At 65.0% G+C, this 20,258-nt stretch carries 19 protein-coding genes and 1 pseudogene; 7 read left to right on the top strand and 13 right to left on the bottom strand.

Features of this window, described 5'->3' with window-relative positions; genetic code table 11:
• Window positions 1–8: 8 nt before the first annotated feature.
• Both AB7M16_RS26985 and AB7M16_RS26980 read right to left on the bottom strand, forming a co-directional pair.
• Window positions 9–374: a YciI family protein gene (locus tag AB7M16_RS26985; protein ID WP_172784788.1), complete on the bottom strand. Its 366-nt coding sequence runs from the start codon at window positions 372–374 to the stop codon at window positions 9–11.
• 52 nt (window positions 375–426) lie between these two features.
• Window positions 427–831: a YciI family protein gene (locus tag AB7M16_RS26980; RefSeq protein WP_453945567.1), complete on the bottom strand. Its 405-nt coding sequence runs from the start codon at window positions 829–831 to the stop codon at window positions 427–429.
• 265 nt (window positions 832–1,096) lie between these two features.
• Between AB7M16_RS26980 and AB7M16_RS26975 the strand changes: the two genes are divergently transcribed.
• From AB7M16_RS26975 to AB7M16_RS26965, 3 genes are all read left to right on the top strand, one after another.
• Entirely contained in the window at window positions 1,097–1,885 is a 789-nt protein-coding gene (locus tag AB7M16_RS26975) for an SDR family NAD(P)-dependent oxidoreductase (protein WP_453945566.1), read from the top strand.
• Between the two features lie 164 nt (window positions 1,886–2,049).
• A complete protein-coding gene (locus tag AB7M16_RS26970) occupies window positions 2,050–2,487 on the top strand; it encodes a hypothetical protein (protein WP_172784791.1) in 438 nt (145 codons plus the stop codon).
• A gap of 376 nt (window positions 2,488–2,863) precedes the next feature.
• A complete protein-coding gene (locus AB7M16_RS26965; protein WP_453945565.1) occupies window positions 2,864–3,208 on the top strand; it encodes a hypothetical protein in 345 nt (114 codons plus the stop codon).
• A 104-nt stretch (window positions 3,209–3,312) separates the two neighbouring features.
• Here AB7M16_RS26965 and AB7M16_RS26960 read toward each other — a convergent pair whose 3' ends face one another.
• The 4 genes from AB7M16_RS26960 to AB7M16_RS26945 form a co-directional block, all read right to left on the bottom strand.
• A complete protein-coding gene (locus AB7M16_RS26960; protein ID WP_172784793.1) occupies window positions 3,313–3,726 on the bottom strand; it encodes a VOC family protein in 414 nt (137 codons plus the stop codon).
• Between the two features lie 25 nt (window positions 3,727–3,751).
• Window positions 3,752–4,291, bottom strand: a complete 540-nt coding sequence (locus AB7M16_RS26955) for an SRPBCC family protein (protein WP_439402267.1) — start codon at window positions 4,289–4,291, stop codon at window positions 3,752–3,754.
• 173 nt (window positions 4,292–4,464) lie between these two features.
• Window positions 4,465–5,751 carry an RNA polymerase sigma factor gene (locus AB7M16_RS26950; protein ID WP_453945564.1) on the bottom strand — a complete coding sequence of 429 codons (1,287 nt, stop codon included), beginning with the start codon at window positions 5,749–5,751 and terminating at the stop codon, window positions 4,465–4,467.
• Window positions 5,748–6,116 (bottom strand): YciI family protein, encoded by a 369-nt coding sequence (locus AB7M16_RS26945; RefSeq protein ID WP_172784796.1) that lies wholly within the window; start codon window positions 6,114–6,116, stop codon window positions 5,748–5,750. Before AB7M16_RS26945 ends, AB7M16_RS26950 begins: the two co-directional genes overlap by 4 nt.
• Before the next feature lie 140 nt (window positions 6,117–6,256).
• Here AB7M16_RS26945 and AB7M16_RS26940 point away from each other — a divergent pair, with 140 nt between their 5' ends.
• Both AB7M16_RS26940 and AB7M16_RS26935 read left to right on the top strand, forming a co-directional pair.
• Window positions 6,257–7,222, top strand: a complete 966-nt coding sequence (locus AB7M16_RS26940) for a 2-hydroxyacid dehydrogenase (protein ID WP_453945563.1) — start codon at window positions 6,257–6,259, stop codon at window positions 7,220–7,222.
• 108 nt (window positions 7,223–7,330) lie between these two features.
• Window positions 7,331–9,298, top strand: coding sequence for a cache domain-containing protein (locus tag AB7M16_RS26935; RefSeq protein ID WP_453945562.1), 1,968 nt, complete (start codon window positions 7,331–7,333; stop codon window positions 9,296–9,298).
• A 1-nt stretch (window position 9,299) separates the two neighbouring features.
• On the opposite strand, the gene AB7M16_RS26930 is transcribed toward AB7M16_RS26935, so the two are convergent.
• Complete coding sequence (locus tag AB7M16_RS26930; RefSeq protein ID WP_172784799.1) at window positions 9,300–9,986, bottom strand: TetR/AcrR family transcriptional regulator; 687 nt, start codon at window positions 9,984–9,986, stop codon at window positions 9,300–9,302.
• Between the two features lie 106 nt (window positions 9,987–10,092).
• On the opposite strand from AB7M16_RS26930, the gene AB7M16_RS26925 reads away from it, so the two are divergent.
• Window positions 10,093–10,737: a glutathione binding-like protein gene (locus AB7M16_RS26925; RefSeq protein ID WP_212254244.1), complete on the top strand. Its 645-nt coding sequence runs from the start codon at window positions 10,093–10,095 to the stop codon at window positions 10,735–10,737.
• Window positions 10,738–10,819: 82 nt separating this feature from the next.
• Here the strand turns inward: AB7M16_RS26925 and AB7M16_RS26920 are convergent, their stop codons facing one another.
• From AB7M16_RS26920 to AB7M16_RS26900, 5 genes and pseudogenes are all read right to left on the bottom strand, one after another.
• The gene (locus AB7M16_RS26920; RefSeq protein ID WP_453945561.1) at window positions 10,820–11,584 is read right to left on the bottom strand and encodes a substrate-binding periplasmic protein; all 765 of its coding nucleotides are present in this window, start codon (window positions 11,582–11,584) and stop codon (window positions 10,820–10,822) included.
• A 17-nt stretch (window positions 11,585–11,601) separates the two neighbouring features.
• Entirely contained in the window at window positions 11,602–11,940 is a 339-nt protein-coding gene (locus AB7M16_RS26915) for a c-type cytochrome (RefSeq protein WP_453945560.1), read from the bottom strand.
• A 92-nt stretch (window positions 11,941–12,032) separates the two neighbouring features.
• Window positions 12,033–13,751, bottom strand: a complete 1,719-nt coding sequence (locus AB7M16_RS26910) for an outer membrane protein assembly factor BamB family protein (RefSeq protein ID WP_453945558.1) — start codon at window positions 13,749–13,751, stop codon at window positions 12,033–12,035.
• Between the two features lie 431 nt (window positions 13,752–14,182).
• A pseudogene (locus tag AB7M16_RS26905) lies at window positions 14,183–15,842 on the bottom strand (hydantoinase B/oxoprolinase family protein).
• A gap of 2 nt (window positions 15,843–15,844) precedes the next feature.
• Window positions 15,845–17,929 (bottom strand): hydantoinase/oxoprolinase family protein, encoded by a 2,085-nt coding sequence (locus AB7M16_RS26900; protein ID WP_453945557.1) that lies wholly within the window; start codon window positions 17,927–17,929, stop codon window positions 15,845–15,847.
• On the opposite strand from AB7M16_RS26900, the gene AB7M16_RS26895 reads away from it, so the two are divergent.
• Window positions 17,852–19,327 carry a hypothetical protein gene (locus AB7M16_RS26895; protein ID WP_453945556.1) on the top strand — a complete coding sequence of 492 codons (1,476 nt, stop codon included), beginning with the start codon at window positions 17,852–17,854 and terminating at the stop codon, window positions 19,325–19,327. The genes AB7M16_RS26900 and AB7M16_RS26895 overlap by 78 nt on opposite strands.
• Window positions 19,328–19,387: 60 nt before the next feature.
• On the opposite strand, the gene AB7M16_RS26890 is transcribed toward AB7M16_RS26895, so the two are convergent.
• Window positions 19,388–20,209 (bottom strand): NAD-dependent protein deacetylase, encoded by an 822-nt coding sequence (locus tag AB7M16_RS26890; protein WP_453945555.1) that lies wholly within the window; start codon window positions 20,207–20,209, stop codon window positions 19,388–19,390.
• Window positions 20,210–20,258: the final 49 nt, after the last annotated feature.

Below are 20,258 nucleotides of genomic sequence, written 5' to 3'. Positions count from 1 at the left end.
GCCGGAAGCTACATCTGCGGAATCGGCAGCACGGGCATGACCTCGATGGCCTCGCCCGGGAAGATCGCAAAATGCGGGTGGTTCTCGAACAGCTTTGCAGCGTCCTCCTGCGAGGCGGCGCGCACCACCGTGAAACCGGTCAGCGCGTTGCTGATCTCGGTGATGCCATTGGCGTCGATCCTACGGGTCTTGCCGAGCGGGCCGCCCATCTCGACGATCACGGCCTTGTGCTTCTCGACCCAGCCTTGCCAGGCCGCCATGCCCTCCTGCTCCTTCGCCTTCCGTTCGGCCTCGGGCAGTGCGCGCCACGCCGCCATTTTCGATCCCGTCGTGCTGCCGAGATAGATGGCGAGGAATTTGTGTTCGGTGCTCATGGTTTTCTCCTGGGGTTGAAAGATTGGGGACATCACGCAGCGGCTGTGTCGTCTACGTCTTCAGGTCGCCAAACCCGGCGACGATCTCCTGCACTTCGGGCGAGTAATCGGCGATCTCCTGCACCTGCCTGATCTCGATGATCTCGTTCGGCGAAGCCGGGCACTTCCTGGCCCAGGCGATCGCTTCCTCGCGCGAAGCGACCTCGATCATCCAATAGCCGCCCAGGCCCTCCTTGGCTTCCGCGAAGGGGCCGTCGGTCACGACAGGCTTGCCGGTCGCGAACGAGACGCGCGCCCCGGTCGACGGCGGATGCAGCCCGTCCAGCGTGATCAGCACGCCCGCGTCCTTCAGCGCTTCGTTGTAACGCATCATCGCCGCAACACGCTCGGGATCGAGCTGCACCTCGGGCGGCGCGTTCTCGTAGCCGAGCGGGATCATCAGCATCATGAATCGCATGGGGCTTCCTTGCTGCTCTCAGTCATTCCGATGTGTCCTCCGGGCGGAAACGGCTGGTCCGCGCTCCCCTCCAAGACGAACGACCTTCTGCCGGGCCGACAGCGCGACAGGAATTATTTGAGGCCACAGTGCCGCCGCGGCTGGCCCATTCCGGCCGCACCGGTCCCGATCGGCACGGCGCGAGGCCTTTCATGCCGAAACGAAAGCGCAGTAAAAGGGGCCGGCGCTCTCGCACGCCGCTCCCGGACACAGGACAGATCAGCCGATGCCGCAAGCCACGCAAAAAGTCGCCCTCGTCACCGGAGCCGCCCGCGGCATCGGGCTTGCGACCGCGAAGAAGTTCCTCGCAGAGGGCTGGCGCGTGGCGCTGCTCGACATCGAGGGCGAGCTGCTCGGCCGCGCGGTTGCCGAGATCGGCCAGAGCGAGGCGACGCTGGCGCTCACCTGCGACGTTTCCGACGCTGCCGCAGTCAGCGATGCGATGACGGGGATCGAGGGGCGGTTCGGCCGGTTGGATGCGCTGGTCAACAATGCCGGCATCGCAGTATTCGCGCCGCTGATGGAGACGTCGGAGGCCGACTGGCGCCGCGTGCTCGAGGTCAACCTCACCGGTCCGTTCCTCTGCACCAAGGCGGCCGTGCCCTTGATGCGCGACGGCAATGGCGGGGCCATCGTCAACGTCACCTCGATCTCGGCCGTGCGCGCCTCGACGCTGCGCTCGGCCTACGGCACCAGCAAGGCAGGCCTTGCGCACCTCACCAAGCAGCTCGCAGTCGAGCTCGCCTCGCTCAACATCCGTGTCAACGCGGTCGCGCCGGGACCGGTCGACACCGCCATGGCCAAGCAGGTGCACACCAAGGAAATCCGCGCCGACTATCACGACGCCATTCCGCTCAACCGCTACGGCCTGGAGGAGGAACTCGCGGAAGCGATCTATTTCCTGTGCTCGGGCAGCGCGAGCTACATCACCGGCCAAATTTTGGCCGTGGACGGCGGCTTCGATGCGGCGGGTATCGGCCTGCCGACGCTGCGCGGGCAGAGGCGCAACGGGTAGAATTTGTAGGGTGGGTTAGCGCTGCGGCTGCGCGAAGCGCGGTCGCGGCGCGTAACCCACCACTTCTCACGCGGTCAGAAAGATGGTGGGTTACGCCAACGGACTGCGCTTCGCGCATCCGTCGGCTAACCCACCCTACCGGAATCGAGTTCGTGGAGAGTACCATGCAACGCATCACCTTCCTCAAAACCCTGATGCTTGCATCCGCGCTGCTCGTCGCCGCGCCGGCGGCGGCCGAGATCCGCATCATCCAATCCCCGGGTGGACAGGTCGGGCCGTTCCTCGATCTGTTCGAGAAAGTGCGCGAGAGCGGCGAGCGCGTCGTGATCGACGGCCCCTGCCTGTCCGCCTGCACGCTGGTGCTGAGCATCGTGCCGGGCGAGCGCATCTGCGTCACCAAGCGCGCCGTGCTCGGCTTCCACGCCGCGCGATCGGTGGACCGGCGCGGCCGCTTCTATGCCGAACCGGAAGCATCGGTCGCGGTGCTTGCCGCCTATCCAGGCCCGGTGCGCGACTGGATCAGCCGCCGTGGCGGTCTTAGCTCGCGGCTGCTCCTGTTGAAGGGGCGCGATCTCGCCGCGATCTATCCGCGTTGCCGCTGATACAGCCGGCAGCCGCCAGCCGCTTTCAAAAGAGCGTCTGGATCACCGGCACCAGCTTCGCGCTGGCGCAAATGAGCATTCCCCAGAGAGCAAAGTTGATCTGTAGCGCCGCCGCCATCGGTCGCTCCCCTTCCACGTGACGTCCATCCCAGTTTGTAGCTTTTATGACTCACCAATAGCGATTCTGACGTGCATATCACAGCCCAATATTGCGCCAATTGTTGTGCGATGCAGCTGGTGCCTCACTGCGTCCGCAAAGTGATGCGAAAGCACGACTCATATTCGGCCATGCCGGCAAGCTTGTTTTGCCTTGAGTTCCATTGAACCGATGAGGCGCGTGTCTCTCGCGCGCCGCTTATGGAGGCAAAAGCCCGGCATGATTCGACACGGCTTCATCGTGCTTACTTTTTGCACAGCGCTGATCGGCTGCGCAGAGGCGCAGGAGCGCCGCGCCATCGCATGGGATGGTCTCGGCAAGGATCCGAACCTTCCGCATGTCGCCAAGCGGCGCGTCACGACCGGTGCGCCGGCCGCAAGTGATCCCAATCAGGAGCGGGAAAAGGTGCTCGGCACATTGCGCCCATATTCCGAGGCGTGGTGGGCGGTCCAGGACGAGATACAGGCGGAGAACGACAAGAAGCTCGGCGCCAAGCTCGTGATCTGTCCTCGCTGCGTGGAATCGTCGCCGCCGCGCGAGGACGTCACCGGATCAATCCGGTGAGAGGAGACACGGCCGATCGACTCGTGACGTAACGAAGCGTACGTCCCCTCTCCCGCAGCATTGGAGAGAGGGGATCGCAACGCGACGGATCGCGCTCGCGCCCGTCACATGCCTTCGGCCGGGCAATTCACCATCCAGGGAATGCCGAACTTGTCGACGCACATGCCAAAGCCCTTGGCCCAGAACGTCTTGCTGAAGGGCATGGTGACGCTGCCGCCGTCGGCGAGCGCGTTGAACTTGCGCTCGCCATCTGCGGGGTCCTTGACCGTGAGCGAGATCGAGAAGCCCTGCGGCTTGTGAAAGTGTTCGGCCGGCGCGTCGGAAGCCATCAGCACGCTGCCGTCGGGGAGCGACATGCGCGCATGCATGATCATCTTCTCGCGGCCGGGCGCGGCCGGCATCTCCGGCGGAGCATCCGATGCGCGCATCATTGCGTCGATCTTGCCGCCGAGAACCTTGGCGTAATAGTTGAACGCCGCTTCGCAATTGTCTTGGTAGAACAGATAGGGATTGAGCATCGTTTCTCTCCTCTTCGTTGCAGTCCTATTGCTTCTCGGTGAGCTTCTTCAGGCCGGCGAGGCCCGCCTCGAAATCCTTGCCGATCATGCCGTCCATGTTGATGAACACCTGCATGACCTTGGACAGGAACGGGGCCGGACCGTACATCGCCCATGTGACGAGTGTGGCATCGCCTTGCGGCACAAAGGTGAACTCGGCGGTGTTGTGGCCTTCGAACGGCCGCTCGAAATCGAGCTTGATGCGGAGCTTGGAGGGCCCGTTCGCCTCCAGGATCTCCATATGGCCGGCGCCGACATTGTTGTTGCCGTCCCAGGCATAGGTCGCACCCTTGCCTTCAGCGGTTCCGCCGAACGTCCGCTTCATGGCGGGATCGCGGGTCTCATAGGGCGACCAGGCGGTCCAGCGATGGAAGTCGGCAACCAGCGGATAGATCGCAGCGGCCGGCGCCTTCACGGCGAGCGCGCGCTCGACACGGAGCGTATCGGGTTTGGTCAGGGCAAAGACGAGGACCGCGGCAATGCCGACGGCGAGAACGATGGCGATGACGGCAATGGCTTTCAGCATGAGGGCTCTCCTGGATACGGGATTAAGACGAAGGAGAACGGCTGGGGCCGACAAGACGGAAACGGAATTATTTCAGCGTCATTCCGGGGCACCCGAAGGGTGAACCCGGAATCTCGAGATTCCGGGTTCGATGCTTCGCATCGCCCCGGAATGACGGTTTAGGGGCACCTGCCCTACTTCGTCTTCGCGCTTTCCTTTGCCCTCGGCTGGCTGTCCCGGATCAGGCGATCGAGATGCATGCGGATGTGGGCGGCTTCGGCCGAGGTGTTGGCGAGCGCAATGGCGCGGTCGAAGGCGATTCGGGCTTCGTCGTTGCGGCCGAGCTGCATCAGGAAGGCGCCGCGCACGCCGTAGAAATGGAAATAGTTGGCGAGCTTCGGCGCCAGCGGCTCGATCAGCTCGAGCGCGGCCTGCGGCCCGCGCACCTTGGAGACCGCGACCGCCCGGTTGAGCGTGACCACCGGCGAGGGCTGCACCACTTCGAGCGCGCCGTAGAGCAGGTCGATCTCCGTCCAGTCGGTCTCCTCCGGCGTCGCTGCGCGCGCATGCAGCGCGGCGATCGCGGCCTGGATCTGGTAGGGCCCGCTGCGGCGGTGGCGCATCGCCTTGTCGATCAGCGCGAGGCCCTCCGCAATCATGGTGCCGTTCCACAAGGACCGATCCTGATCGTCCAGCAGGATCAGCGAACCGTCCGCGGCAAAGCGCGCGGCGCTGCGCGCGTGCTGCAACAGGATCAGCGCGGTCAGACCCATGATCTCCGGCTCGCTCGGAAACAGCCGCAGCAGCAGCCGCGCCAGCCGGGTCGCCTCCTCGCACAGCGGCTTCCTGATTTCAGCCGTGTCGCCGCTCGCCGAATAGCCTTCGTTGAAGATCAGGTAGATCATCGCCGCGACGCCGGCGAGCCGTTCGGAGCGCTCGACCGCGCCGGGCGCCTCGAACGGTGTCCCGGCCTCGGCGACCTTTGCCTTGGCGCGCGTGATGCGCTGCTCCATCGCCGCTTCCGAGACCAGGAACGCGCGTGCGATCTGCTTTACCGTGAGGCCCGAGACGATGCGCAACGCCAGCGCGATCTGCTGCGTCGCCGGCAGTCCTGGATGGCAGCAGATGAACATCAGCCGCAAGATGTCGTCGCGATAGTGCGAGCCGTCGAGCCGGTCGGCCAGCGCGCCTTCGGCGTCGTCGAGATCGGAGATCGCCTGGTCGTCCTCCGGCAGCGGCTGCTGCCTGCGCGCGCGTCGCACTTCGTCGATCGCAACGTTGCGGCCGACCATGATCAGCCAGGCCGCGGGATCGCGCGGAGGCCCGTTCTGCGGCCAGGTCTTCAGCGCGCGCAGGCAGGCGTTCTGAAAGGCCTCCTCTGCGGTGTCGAGATCGCGGAAATAGCGCAGCAGCGCGCCGACCGCCTGGGGTCGCGCCGAGGTCAGCGCAGTCTCTATCCAGGCGGTATCGGCCTCGCTCACGTCAGGTTTCCTCCGGGCCGGAACACGCCGACGGGACGCACCTCGTAGGCGCCGCCGGGGTTGGCGGCAGCCAGCTCGCGTGCGACGTCGAGGGCGTCGTCGAGGTTCTTACAGTCGACGATGTAGAAGCCGAGCAGCTGCTCCTTGGTCTCAGCATAGGGGCCGTCGAGCACCAGCGGCGGGTCCTCTTTGCGCAGGGTCGCCGCCGCAGTCGTCGGCAACAGCCGCGCCACCGGCCCGAGCCGGCCCTGCTTGGTGAGCTTCTCCTGCACGACGGAGAGCTTCTTCATCACGGCCTCGTCCTGGTCCTTGCTCCAGGAGCCGACGAAATCCTCATCGTGATAGCAAAGAATGGCGTAAAGCATGGCCGGCACTTCCCTCGTCTGTTCTGAAGACGCGCCAATATGCCCCGCGCCGACAGCGCTGCGGAAAAAAATTGCAAGAAAAATCCGGCAGATCGTGCCAAGGAGGGCTTTCTCGAGCGGAACCTGAAGAGGCACTTCGAATGACCATGGGCACACTGGCCGTCCTGATCAACAGCACGCAGCAGAACTGGCTGCCGGAGCGCTGGAAAGCCCGGTTTGACGCCGTCTGCGGGGACCGCCGCGTGGTGCTGCTACCGGACGCCGGGCTCGATCCGGCGGAGGTGCATTATGCGGCGGTGTGGAAGCCGGTGCCGGGCGATCTCGGTGCGTTCCCAAATCTGCGGGCGATCTTCAACCTCGGGGCGGGCGTCGACGCGCTGATGGCCGACAAGAGCCTGCCCGAGGTGCCACTGGTGCGCGTCGCCGTGCCCGATCTCACCAACCGCATGACCGAATATGTCGTGCTGCACGTTCTGATGCATCACCGCCAGGAGCTTTACCTCCGACAATCGCAGCGCGAGAAGCGCTGGGAGCCCAGATATCAGTGGCCGGCCAGCGCGATCACGGTCGGCGTCATGGGACTGGGCACGTTGGGCGCCGACGCGGCCGACGTGCTGCGGCGGCTCGGCTTCCGGGTCGCCGGCTGGAGCCGCAGCCCGCGCAAGATCGACGGCGTCGAATGCTTCCATGGCACGGCCGGCATTGACGCATTCCTGCGCGCGACCAATATCCTGGTCTGCCTGCTGCCGCTGACATCAGACACGCACGGCATCCTCAACCGTGACGTCTTCGCAAAGCTCAACCGCAGCAGTCCGCTCGGCGCGCCGGTGCTGATCAATGCCGGGCGCGGCGGCCTGCAGAACGAGGCCGATATTCTCGCCTGCCTCGACGACGGCACGCTGGGTGCCGCCTCGCTCGACGTCTTCGTGCAGGAGCCGCAGCCAAAGGACAGCCGGTTCTGGACCCACCCCAAGGTGGTGCTGACGCCGCACAATGCCGCCGACACCGACGCGGATGCGATCTCGGCCTATGTTGCCGAGCAGATCGCGCGGTTCGAGGCGGGCGGCGCGCTGGAGAACGTGGTGGACCGCGCAAGGGGCTATTGAGACCGCCTGAGAGGCGCACGACCGCGCGCTCCGCCGGTATCCCATTCACGCTCTCTTAGCGAGAAGTTGATAGGCGTTGTTAATCAACGCTCAAACAACGAGTCGGACATGCGGGCGAGTCTCGGTCTCAGGATGCGGATCACGGTTGCGCTGGCGGTGACGGCCGCAGCGACCACCCTGTTTGCCGTGCTCGGCGCGATGTGGATCATCGGCGGGATCATCGACCGCGCCGACCAGCGCGAGCTGCGCAGCCATTATGATGCCCTGTTGTCGCGCATCGCCGAGGAATCCCGCCGCGCCGCCGCCATGAGCACCGTAGTTGCCGCGATGCCGGCGACGCAGGATGCAATGGCGAAACAGGACCGCAACGCGCTCGTCACCCTGTTCGGGCCGGTGTTCACCGCGACCAAATCGGAGTACGGCGTCGAGCAGTTCCAGTTTCATGTGGCGCCGGCAACCTCGTTCCTGCGCGTGCACCAACCCGCCAAGTTCGGCGACGACCTCTCCGGCTTTCGCAAGACGGTCGTCGCCACCAACCAGGACCGCAAGGTCGTGGTCGGTCTCGAGGGCGGCGTCGCCGGTCTCGGCATCCGCGGCGTGGTGCCGATCGCGCAAACCGGCAAGCATCTCGGCAGCGTCGAATTCGGCCTGAGCTTCGGCCAGTCCTTCCTCGACGACTTCAAAGCCAACCGCCATGTCGACATCGCCTTCCATCTCGCCGATGGTTCGGGCTTCAAGCTCTTTGGCGGCACGCTGAAGGGCAAGAGCTTCTTCGATGCGACCGATTACGGCCGGGCCACCGGCGGCGACTTCACGGTGCGGCAGGGCAAGCTCGACAGCACGCCGGTCGCCGCCCTGCTGGGACCGGTCAAGGACTTTTCCGGCAAGCCGCTCGGCGCCGTCGAGCTGGTGATGGACAATGCCGACTATGTCGCTTCCGCCGATCGCGCGTGGTGGCTTTCGCTCGGGATCGCCGCGCTCGGGCTCGTGCTGGCCGCGATCGTCGGCTATCTGATCGCTCGCAGCATTTCGCGTCCGATCCTGTCGATCACATCAGTGATGCGCGAGCTCGCCGACGGCCGGCTCGACGTCGAAGTTCCCGTCAGCACGGCGAATGACGAAGTCGGCGCGATGGTGAAGGCGGTCGGGGTGTTCCGCGACAATGCCGTGAGCTTCGGCAAGCTTCAGGCCGAGCAATTCGAGGCCAAGGCCCAGTCCGAGGCGGAGAAGCGGCGGACTTTCGCGGCGCTCGCCGACAATTTCGAAGCCAGCATCCGCGACGTCGTCACCACGGTGTCCTCGGCCGCGGTCGAGATGGAGCATACGGCGCGATCGATGTCGGCCATCGTCGAACAGTCGCGGCAGCAGACCCGGATGGTGTCGTCGGCCTCGGCGCTGGCCTCCGAGAACGTGCAGACGGTTGCGGCAGCTGCCGAAGAGCTATCCTCGTCCATGACCGAGATCAGCCGCCGCCTCGCCCATGCGACCGAGGTGGTCGGCAAGGCGGCCAGCGACGGTCAGCGATCGAATGCGCGTGTGCAGAGCCTCGCCGACGCCGCGCAGAAGATCGGCGACGTCGTCTCCTTCATCCACGGCATCGCCGGTCAGACCAACCTGCTGGCGCTGAACGCGACGATCGAAGCGGCGCGCGCGGGCGAAGCCGGCCGCGGCTTCGCCGTGGTGGCGTCCGAGGTGAAGGCGCTGGCAACCCAGACCGCGAAGGCGACCGAGGAGATCGGCGCACAGGTCACCGCCGTGCAGGGCGAGACGTCAGGCGCGGTTGACGGCATCCAGTCGATATGCGCAACCATCCAGCAGGTCGACGAGATCTCGGCCGCGATCGCCGCCGCCGTCGGCCAGCAGGGCACGGCAACGCAGGAGATTGCGCAAAACGTCCAGCAGGCCGCGGCCCGCACCGGCGAAGTCTCGCAAAACATCGCGGGCGTCACCGACGGCATCGCAGCGACGGGTACCGCCGCCGAAGAGGTGCTGGGCTCGGCGGTCGAGCTTGCCAAGCAATCGCAGCGGCTGCGCGAAGAGGTGGATCGTTTCCTCGCGCAGATTCGCGCGGCGTAGCTCAGGCCCTGGTCCCAGCTCCCACCATCACGTCGATTGCGCCCTTCACGATCGCCTCCAGCTCCTTGCGCGGCACGCGGGCGCGCGAGCGGATGGCAATGGTGTGGACGGTGGCCGATGCGATCTGCGCCAGCGCGAACGGATCGGCGCTCTCCGGCAGCTCGCCTTTCTCCTTGGCGCGGCGGAAGCAACTGGCAAACGCCTTGTCGAGCCCGGTGAGGCCGTCCAGCACCATGGCGCGGATCTCGGGATCGCCGACCGCCTCGGAGGCCGCGGTCACGACCGTGAAGCAACCGCGCGGTCCGGTGTCGCCGGACAGATAGATGTCCAGCGCGGAAGCGTAGATGCGCTCCAGCCGCTGCCGCAGCGGCATCTCCTCGCGGAAGATCGCGACCATCGCCGCGCCCGCCTCGTCGCGATAGCGCTGGTAGCTCTTGATGTAGAGCTCGCGCTTGTCGCCGAAGGCGCCGTAGAGGCTCGGCCGGTTCATGCCGGTGGCTGCGCTGAGATCGTCCAGCGAGGTGGCCGCGAGACCCTGCTTGCGGAACAGATCGAGCGCCTTGCCGAGCGCGACATCGGGCTCGTAGGCGCGCGGGCGGCCGCGGCGCTTAGGCTGGCCGCGGCGCTCGGGTTGACCGCGGGATTCGGGCTGATTGGCAGCAGCTGGCGGCTTCGATTTTTGTACCATTTCGCAAAATAATCCTTGACCGCATCCATATTATGCAAGATGGTACAAAAATCAATCTGGCCAGGTTGAGCGACACCCAAAGAGGAATTGCCCAAGGAGGCTACAGATGGATCTCTATTTCTCGCCGCTTGCCTGCTCGATGGCGACGCGCGTCGCATTGTATGAAGCCGGCGCCGGGGCGAATTATCTCGAAGTCGATCCGCCGACCAAGAAGGTGCTGAACGACGGCTCCGACTTCCGCACCGTGAATCCGATCGGCCTCGTGCCGACGCTGCGCACCGACGAGGGCGTGGTGCTGACCGAGAACGCCGCCATCCTGCAATATGTCGCGGACCGTTTTCCGCAATCCGGTCTCGGCGCCACAGTTGGCATCGAGCGCACAAGGCTGCATCAGTGGCTCTGCTTCATCGGCACCGAGCTGCACAAGGGTCTCTTCATTCCCCTGCTCGACCGCAAGGCGCCGCAGGAAGCCAAGGCGTATGCGCTGGAGAAGAACCTGTCGCGGCTCGACTATCTCGACAAATACCTCGAGGGACGCGAGTTCCTGCTCGACCATTTCAGCGTGGCCGATGCCTATCTCGCCACGGTCATCAACTGGACCATGGCGACGCCGCCGATCGAGCTTGCGAAATGGCCGAACGTGAAGGCGTATTACGAGCGCCTGCGTCAGCGGCCGTCATTCGCGAGGGCGGTCGCCGAGGAGTTCGAGCTGTACAAGGCCGAGCTCGCGCGGAAGAAGGCGGCGGCCTGAGGCCGCACGCGAACTCCGTATTCGCGCGGCAGCGACGCTATTCCGGCTCAGTCGGGTCAGCGTCGCTCCGTCGTGCAGCGCGCTATCTCGGCGCCTGCAGCGTGATGCCGTAGCGGCGATAGATCCGGTCGATCGTGCCGTCGCTGCGCAGCCGTTCCATCGCTGCGTCGACGGCCTCGCGCAACGCATCGTCCGGGCGGACCATGCCGACGCCGACGTTCCAGTTCAGATCGGCCGTGCTCTCATCGCGATCCAGGATCCGGAGCGGATTGTCCGGATGGGTCAGATTGAAATAGCTCGCCGCAGTGGGCGTGACCGCGGCGGCATCGATCTCGCGGTTCGATACGGCCTCCAGGCTGTCGCTCTCGAAGCCGAAGGTCGATATCGGCACGCGCCGCTGACCGATGATCATGGCTGCGATCGATCCAACCTGCACGCCCACCTTGGTCGACCCGTTGAGGCTCGCGAAGGACGTGAGCGTGCTGGATGAAGGCACGGCAAGCGCGACGCCCGTGCGATAATATGGTTTGGAGATTCTCAGGCGGGTTTCGCCTTGCGCTTCGCGATCGGCGATGACGTCCAGAAGAATGTCGCAGCCGGCGCTGCGCATCTGGTACTGCGTGATGATCCAGTCGAGCCTCAGGGAGACACCGAGCTCGCGTGCCAGCACCCGGCCGAGCTCGACCTGGAAGCCCGGCGGATCGCCGGTCTTGTGCGCGAAGGGAAGCGAATTGGGATGTGCGCAGAGCCCGATCACGCCGCTGGTGCGGATCGCCTCCAGGGTTCGCGCCGACGCCGGCCCCGACAGCACGATGGCGGCGACGATAACAGGGACAAATGCCTTCATGCCGCGCTCTCTGCGGTTCAACCCTCGCGCGGTTTCAGGGCGCGGATGTATTTGACCATCTGGTCGATCTGGGCGTCGGTGAAGGCACCGTCGAAGGCCGGCATCGCCCCCTGCTTGCCCTGCTTGATGCGATTGCGAATGAAGTCGTCGTCGCGCGGCGAATTCATCAATTGCGGCCCTTTGCCGGCGGCACGGCCACCGTCAGAGTGACAAAAGCCGCACGTCCCCGCGAACACCTGCTCGACCTCGAACGCCGCGTTCTCCGGCGCGGGCGTGGCGGATTGTGCCTGGGCCAGCGCAGCCCACAGCAACGAGGCGCCCAGCCCCGCCGGAATCGTTTTGCAAGGCAGTCTCAACAGCTACGCTCCATTCCTGATCCACGCACGGGCCGCGACGTCGATCGAGGAGCGGGCTTGCGCCCGCTCCATGACCGAACCTCTCGGCTCACCTATTTCAGGCTGAAGACGACCAAGGCGCCGTCGTCACGCGGCATGCTCTTGTAGACGCCGCCGAAGTTCGGCGCATATTCGTCTGCCAGCATCCCGCCGAAGCCCGCCGTCACGGCGATATATTGCTTGCCGCCGACGGAGTAGCTGACGATGCCGCCCTGATGGCCGGTTCCGTTGTTGTGCTTCCACAGCTCAGCGCCGGTTTCGGCATCATAGGCGTGCAGCACGCCGCGGGAATCAGGCACGAAGACGAGGTTGCCCGCGGTCGACAGCACGCTTCCGAGCGGAGGCTCGGGATAGCGAACTTCCCATTTCTTCGCGCCCGTGATGGGATCGCGCGCGTCGAGGTGTCCGTAGATCTCACCACCTGGAGGCGGCACCATCTTGAAATCGGCACCGATGTTGAGCTGGGCCTGCGGCGCTGTGACCGGGGTCGTCTTCTGGATATCCAGCGTCATGCACCATTCCTGTCCGATCTTGTAATAGAGACCGGTCTTGGGGCTGTACGAGCCGGCGTTCCAGCTGATGCCGCCGCCGATGAACGGACACAGCGGTGGTTCGGTGACCTTCCCGACCGGGAAATCGCGACGGCCGATCAGCGCGCCGGACTTAGGATCGATGTCCTTCACGAAGTTGATGTTCTCGACCAGCCGCCAGACGTTCTTCACGGCGAGATTGCGGTCGTAGACGAAGACGAAGCCGCCCTTGTTGGGATGGACCACGTATTTCTGGCCGTCACGCTCGAGCATCACGAACTCGCCGACGGAGCTGTCGAAGTCCCAGGCATCGTGCGGCAGTTCCTGATGGTAGAATTTCAGCTTGCCGGTGTCGATGTCGAGCCCGATCACCGAGCTGGTGTAGAGATTGTCGCCGGGACGCGCGCCCTGCGTCTTGTAGTCTGCGCCCGACCAATCGTAGAGCGGCGCCGGGTTCGCAGTGCCCCACAGGATGGTGTTGGTCTCGGAATCGTAGGTGCCCGGCATCCAGCCGCCACCACCGCCGGTGCGCCAGGACTCGTTGCCCCAGGTCTTCATGGCCTCGTCGGTGCCTGCGACCGTCAGGAACTCCCACTTTTTCTTTCCCGTCGCGGCATCGAGCGCGAAGATCGGGCCGCGGCCCGGCCATTCGCCGCCTTGCGCGCCGATGATCACGCTGCCCTTCGCGTAAAGCGGCGCGCCGGTGAAGCCGACCGTGAGCTTCTGCGAGTCGAGCAGCCTGGTCTCCCAGAGAACCTTTCCGGTCTTGGCGTCCAGCCCAAAGGCACGTCCATCCATCGTGCCGACGAAGACCTTGCCTTCGCCGAGAGCGACGCCGCGGTTGTAAGGCGAGTGGGTCTGCCGGCTGATCAGCGCTTCATCCAGCTCCGGAAAGAACGACCAGATGACTTCGCCGGTCGCGCCGTTCAGCGCGAAGACGCGGCTGTAAGAGCCCGAATAGTACAGCACGCCGTCGGCTACGAGCGGCATCGACTGCAGCCCGCGCGTCGAGCGTCCGGGAATGTGCATCCACGCCACGCCCAGATTGCCGACATTGCTCGCATTGATCTGCGCAAGCGGGCTGTAGTGATGAGATTTGTACGAGCCGTGATAGGTAAGCCAATCGTTCTGCCCGGCGCTCTCGATACGGGCCGTATCCACGGACTGAGCCAATGCCGCCGTCGCTGCAAACGTCGCAACGACAACGACAGGCAAGACCGAGCTGAGCCACTGTTTCCTCATTTGCACTTCCTCCCGCTCTTGTGTTTGTTGATTGCGTCTCGTGAACGCCGCCGCGAGGGATTATTTGCAGTTCAGTGAGCGTCGATCGTCCTCCATCGGACCGAATCGTCAACAGACGTCCCCTCGCTCGGCGCATCGCGCCGAGGAGCTACGTTCACCGGAGTGGTTGCTATTGTACTTCTGCTTGCCGCTACAGTGTACGACGGATCAAAGAACGTGCAAACACGGAATGCGCGCTGAGGGCGATTTGATGCAGGGCAACTTGAAACGGCAGCGGCGCTGACCGTTTTTGCTTTTGAGCGGCCAAGTTTCTCGGAACGAGCCGCCTTATCCGTAGAGCACCTTCGGCAGGATCGTGACGATGCCGGGCCATAGCGTGAGCAGCAGCACGAAGGCGATCATGATCTCCGTTTACCAAGCGCGATGATGCATCAGCGCGCGTACCCATAAACCTTGACGGCGTTCTCCGACGACACGAGACCGCTCGCGATGTCGTCGTTGACGGCCGCGCGATCGCGCTCCCGGGGATCGCCGATGCCGGCCCCGCCGGGCGTCATCACAACCAGTCGATCGTCCGGCGGCACCTGCTGGAAGCCTTTGCCGCGCAGTTTCTTGCCGGACTTGAGGCCGACATAGCCGGCCTCGCCGTTCCGGCCGCCGTCGCGCCCGCGCGGCGGATGATCGATGCGGTCGAACGCGGCGAGGATGTCGAACGGCGCATCGACGCCGCTGCCGACCTCGATGATCTGGCCGAGGCCACCGCGGGTGCGCCCTGCCCCGCCGGAATCCGGACGCAGCTCCTTGCGCCAGAAGATCAGCGGCGTCTGTGTTTCCGCGATCTCCACCGGCGTGCCGCGCACGCCGCTCGGGTAAGCGGTGGCCGACAATCCATCCTTGCCGAAGCGCGCGCCGGTGCCGCCATTCGAGGTGACCGCCATCGAGAACCCGTAATTGCCGCCAGCGCCGCTTCGCGTCTGGCCGCGGACGTTGAGATTCCACAGGCAGGAGGTGCCTTCAGCGGGCACGCGCTCGGGAATGATCTGGCGCAGGCAGCCGAACACGACGTCAGGCAGCATCTGGCCGATGACGTGACGCGAAGCCACGGGCGCCGGCTTCGGCGCATTGAGGATCGCGCCCCGCCGGCGCCGACACCGTCAGCGGCGAAAGCGAGCCGGCATTGTTCGGGATCTGCGAGGCGACGACGCAGCCGAGGCCGAACACGGTGTAGGCCGTGGTGTAGGACAGCGGCACGTTGATGCCGAACTTCGAGGCGGCGGATGTGCCGTCGAAATCGACGTGGATGCCGGTCTCCGAGATCGTCAGCGTCGCGGCCAGCGTCACTGGCGCATCATAGCCGTCGACCACCATGGTGTTGCGCCAGCTGCCCTTCGGCAGCTTTGCGATCTCGGCCAGCACGGCCTCGCGCGAGCGCTCGCAGATGTAATCGCCGAGCTCGTCGAGCGTGTCGATGCCGAACTCCGTCATCATCTCGACCAGGCGCTCGCAGCCGACGTCGTTGCAGCCGGCGAGCGAATAAGTGTCGCCCTCGGTATCGATCGGCAGGCGCGTGTTGGTGCGGATCATCGCCATCAGCGTCTCGTTGACGGCGCCCTGATCGATCAGCTTCAGCATGGGGATGTAGAGCCCCTCCATGAACACGTCGGTGGCGTCTGGCCCGAAGCCGATGCCGCCGATGTCCATGAGATGGCTCGTGCAGGAGAACAGCGCGACGACCTTGCCGTCCTTGAAGCAGGGCGTGGTGACGACGAAATCGTTGAGATGACCGGTCCCCATCCAGGGATCGTTGGTGATGTAGGCATCGCCCTCCTTCATCGTCTCGATCGGGAAGTGAGCGATGAAGTGCTTGACCGATTCCGCCATCGAGTTGACGTGGCCGGGCGTGCCGGTCACCGCCTGCGCCAGCATCCGGCCCCTGAGGTCGAACACGCCGGCCGAGAGGTCGCCGCATTCGCGCACGATCGGGCTGAAGGCGGTGCGCAGAAGCACCTGCGCCTGCTCCTCCACCACGGCGATCAGCCGGTGCCACATGATCTGAAGGTCGATCAGGCTCGCGCCATTTGCCTTGCTCATGATCAGGCCGCCTTTCGTTCCATGACGATGCTGCCTGCACCGTCGATATGGGCGTCGAAACTGGTGGAGACGAAGGTCGAGGTCTCGTCTTCCGCGATCACGGCGGGGCCCGTGATGGTCGCCCCCGGCGCCATGTCCTCGCGCCGATAGAGCGGGATCTCGATCACTTCTCCGGCCCGGCCGTCGAAGAATTTTCGACTGCCCGACGCCTTGGCCGCGGCCTTGCGCGCGACCGCCGCAACGGCAGGCGGATTGCGCGCCTCCGTGGTCGCCAGCACCGACCAGCTCAACACCTCGATCGCCGCGCCCGGAATCGGACGTTCGAACATCGCCGAATAGTCGGTTTCGAACTGCTGACGCAGGGAGGCGAGATCGGCCGAGGTGAGCCGCCGGTTCGGCAGCTCGACCGAGATCTCGTGACCCTGGCCAACATAGCGCATGAAGGCGGCGCGGCGCTCGCGCACCGGTGCGCCGGCAGCTCCAGGCTCGACCAGCGCACGTGCTTCGGTTGCCATCTCCTGCAAGAGGTCGGAGACCGCCTCGGTGTCGAAATCATCGAGGCGGACGTGCCGGCTGCGCACCAGCTCATAGGCGATCGGCGCCGCCAGAAAGCCGACCGCCGAGCCGACGCCGGCATTCGACGGCACGATCACGCGGGAGACGCCGATCTTCTCGGCGACGCGCGCCGCATGCAGCGGCGCAGCGCCGCCGAAGGCGATCAGCGTGTGCTGGCCGACCACCGCGCCGCGCTCGACGGCGTGCACGCGCGCCGCGCTCGCCATGTTCTCGCAGACGACCTCGTGCACGGCATAGGCGGCCGTCTCCGCCGACAGGCCGAGCGGCGCACCGACATCGCGCAGCAGCGCCTGTTTCGACAGCTCCGGATCGAGCTTGATCGTGCCGGCCGCGAAGGCATCAGGGTCGATCATGCCGAGCGCAACGTCGGCATCCGTCACCGCCGGACGCTGGCCGCCGCGGCCATAGCAGGCCGGGCCCGGCTCCGACGAGGCGCTCTCCGGGCCGACGGTGACGCGCTTCATCGCGTCGACATGGGCGATCGAACCGCCGCCCGCGCCGATCTCGACCATCTCGATCACGGGGATGCGCACCGGCAGGCCGGAGCCCTTGAGGAAGCGCGCGGCGCGATCGACCTCGAACACGCGTGAGGTCTCGGGCTGGTACTTCTCGATCAGGCAGATCTTCGCCGTGGTGCCGCCCATGTCGAAGGAGAGCACCCTGCTCTCCCCGAGCCGCGCCGCGATCTGCGCCGCGAAGATCGCGCCGCCAGCAGGACCGGACTCGACAAGACGCACCGGAAAGCGCCGCGCCGTCTCGATCGAGGTGACGCCGCCGCCCGACGTGACGAGATAGATCGCGCCGCGAAACTGCTCGACCTGCAGGGCGTCGGCCATGCGGGCGAGATAACCGTCGATCAATGGCTGCACATAGGCGTTCGCAACGGCCGTGGAGGTGCGCTCGTATTCGCGGATCTCGGGACAGACCGCCGAGGACACCGTCACCGAAATGCCGGGCATCTCTTCCGCGATGATTGCGGCCGCGCGCCGCTCGTGCTCGGGATTGGCGTAGGAGTGCAGGAAGGCGATCGCGACGCTCTCGACGCCGAGCTCACGCAATTTCGGCGCCAGCGCGCGCACGGCCGTCTCGTCGAGCGGAAGGCGGACGCCGCCATGGGCGTCGATGCGCTCGGGCACCGTGAAGCGGAGGCTGCGCGGGGCCAGCGGCTTCGGCTTGTCGATGCCGAGATCGTACTGGTCGTAGCGGCTCTCGGTGCCGATATCGAGCACGTCGCGAAAGCCTTCGGTTGCGATCAGCGCCGTCTTGGCGCCGCGCCGCTCGATGATGGCATTGGTCGCGAGCGTCGTGCCGTGGATGAAGACGTCGATATCGCTGATATGGGCGCGTGCATCGGCAAGGATGAGCCGCATGCCGTCCAGCACCGCCTGCTCGGGCCGCTGCGGCGTCGTCAGCACCTTGCGGGTTTTGCGATCTTGTCCCACGTCCAGCACGATGTCGGTGAACGTGCCACCGATATCGACGGCAAGCCGTACCTCGGCTCCCTCAAGCATTCCAATTTCTCCGTGCTGGTCGTCAAGACTGGGTCCAAAAAGCGCAGCAATTCCCGTGCCATGAGGCATGCCGGCAGCGCTGTGCCCGGCTATTTTGCGCGGCACCTATGCAATAGGCAAGGCGTGTTCGCGCCTGAGCGATCAGAGCAGGAATGCAAGCGCCGCTTCGCAGCGCTCCTCGACCTGACGCGCGAGGAGATCGCCGGCGCGGCGCGACCAAGCAGCGGATGCGTTCTGCCTTTACCAAAGATTGCATCCGTGATTATTTTCCCGCAGCAGCCATTCCCAGGAGTGACTTGCATGGCCGACGATACTCCGCTCGAGGAGCGCAAATTCCTTTTCGAACAACAGCGATGGCGCGACGAGCTCCCGCTCAAGCGGTTGGAACTCGAACAGAAGCTTCGCGAGAACGGCTGGCTTGCCCGGGCATTCTCGCCGCTGACGACGGCCCTGATGGCGGGGGTTCTGACCATCTTCGGATCCGTGGTCGCGACCACGATGCAGAGCCGCAATTCACTCGAGCTGGAAACCAGGAAATTCGAAAGCACCAAGCAGTTGGAAAGCCAGAAGCAGGAGCACGAATTGATCCTGAAGATGGCCAGCGTCGGTGACGTCGAGCAATCCCGGAAGAACATTCGATACCTTGCTGAAACCGGACTCATTACAGACAAGGCGCTGGTCACGAGAATCCTTGCAAGAACGGATGCGCCCGTTCTCCCAGCGCCGGCCGGGGCAGCCAACTTCCCTGTTCCCGACTCGCTATCCCGGAGGCTTTCGCCGAGAGCGCTTGAAATGATAGCGAGCTTTGAGGTTCTCGGCCGCGAGAACTACGAAAAGACTTATGCGCATCCAACATGGACAGGCATGGGCGGCGTCACCATCGGGATCGGTTATGATCTGGGTTCGGTGTCTCCAAGCCAGATGAATCAGGACTGGGGCGGCCTGATTGCCTCGGCCGACCTGAACCGGCTGACAACAGCTGTCTCGATCAGAGGGCAAGCCGCGCGCGATCTCGCAAACAGCTTGCAGGACATCGTGATCGATTGGGATGACGCGGTCATTGTATTCGGCAAGCAGATCGAACGCTGGTCGAGCCTGGTTGACGGGCGCCTGCCAAATGCCCGCGAGCTTCCTCCCGATTGCTACGGAGCGATCCTGTCGATCGCATACAACAGGGGCCTGTCCTTCGACTCGCAAGGCGATCGCTACATCGAAATGCGAGCCATCAAGGAGCTGATCGAGAAACGGGAGTTTGACAAGATTGCCGATCAGATTCGGGCGATGAAGAGACTGTGGCCGACCGTCTCCGGACTACAGCAGCGCCGCGACAAGGAGGCAAAACTTTTCGAAGATGGGCTCGCGCGTGCCGGCAACAAGGCCGCAATTGCTCCAAACTAGACTTGCTACAGTGCCGGGCCGAGCCTGATCAACAGCCAGGCCACCCTGTTGGCCATGCGCTCAGAGCAAAAACGCCAGCGCCGCTTCGCAGCGCTCCTCGACCTTCAGCGTCAAGAGATCGTCGGCGCGGGTGCGGCCGAGATTGACCGCGGCGATCGGAATCTGCCGTTTCGCGGCGGCCTGGACGAAGCGAAAGCCGGAATAGACCATCAATGACGAGCCGACGATCAGCATGGCATCGGCCTGCGCCAGATGATCCTGCGCCGTGGCCACCACCTCGCGCGGCACGTTCTCGCCGAAGAACACCACGTCGGGCTTGAGGATGCCGCCGCAGGCCTCGCAAGGCGGCACCTCGAAGGAGGAAAAATCCTCGTGGTCGAGATCGGCGTCGCCATCGGGTGCGTCCGCGGCATCCAGCGTCAGCCATGCCGCATTGGCGCGGCCGAGAGCGTGCTGGAACGCGTCGCGAGGGGTCTTGCGACCGCAGCCCATGCAGCGGACCAGATCGAGCCGGCCGTGCAGGTCGATCACCTGCCGGTGGCCGGCCGACTGATGCAGCCGGTCGACATTCTGCGTCAGCAACATCCCGCATCGCCCATTCGCCTCGAGCCGGGCCAATGCGCGATGCGCATCGTTCGGCTTCGCCTGGCCGAACCGCCGCCAGCCGATCAGGCTGCGCGCCCAATAGCGCCGGCGCGTAGGCGCGTCCGACATGAAGGCCTGGAAGTTGACGGGCTGGGTCCGCTTCCAATTGCCCTGGCTATCGCGATAATCGGGAATGCCCGAATTGGTGCTGCAGCCGGCGCCGGTCAGCACGAACAGGTTCTCGTGCCCCTCGATAAAATCCTGGAGCGATCTGTTTCCCGGCGCAGCATTTGTCATGGCGTAGATGTAGTTCGCGCAAGTGCATTTTGCCAGATCACGAGCGTCG

Source organism: Bradyrhizobium sp. USDA 372, assembly GCF_053629095.1.
The sequence above is the reverse complement of the archived record's forward strand: the minus strand, read 5'-3'. Positions and strand labels throughout refer to the sequence as shown.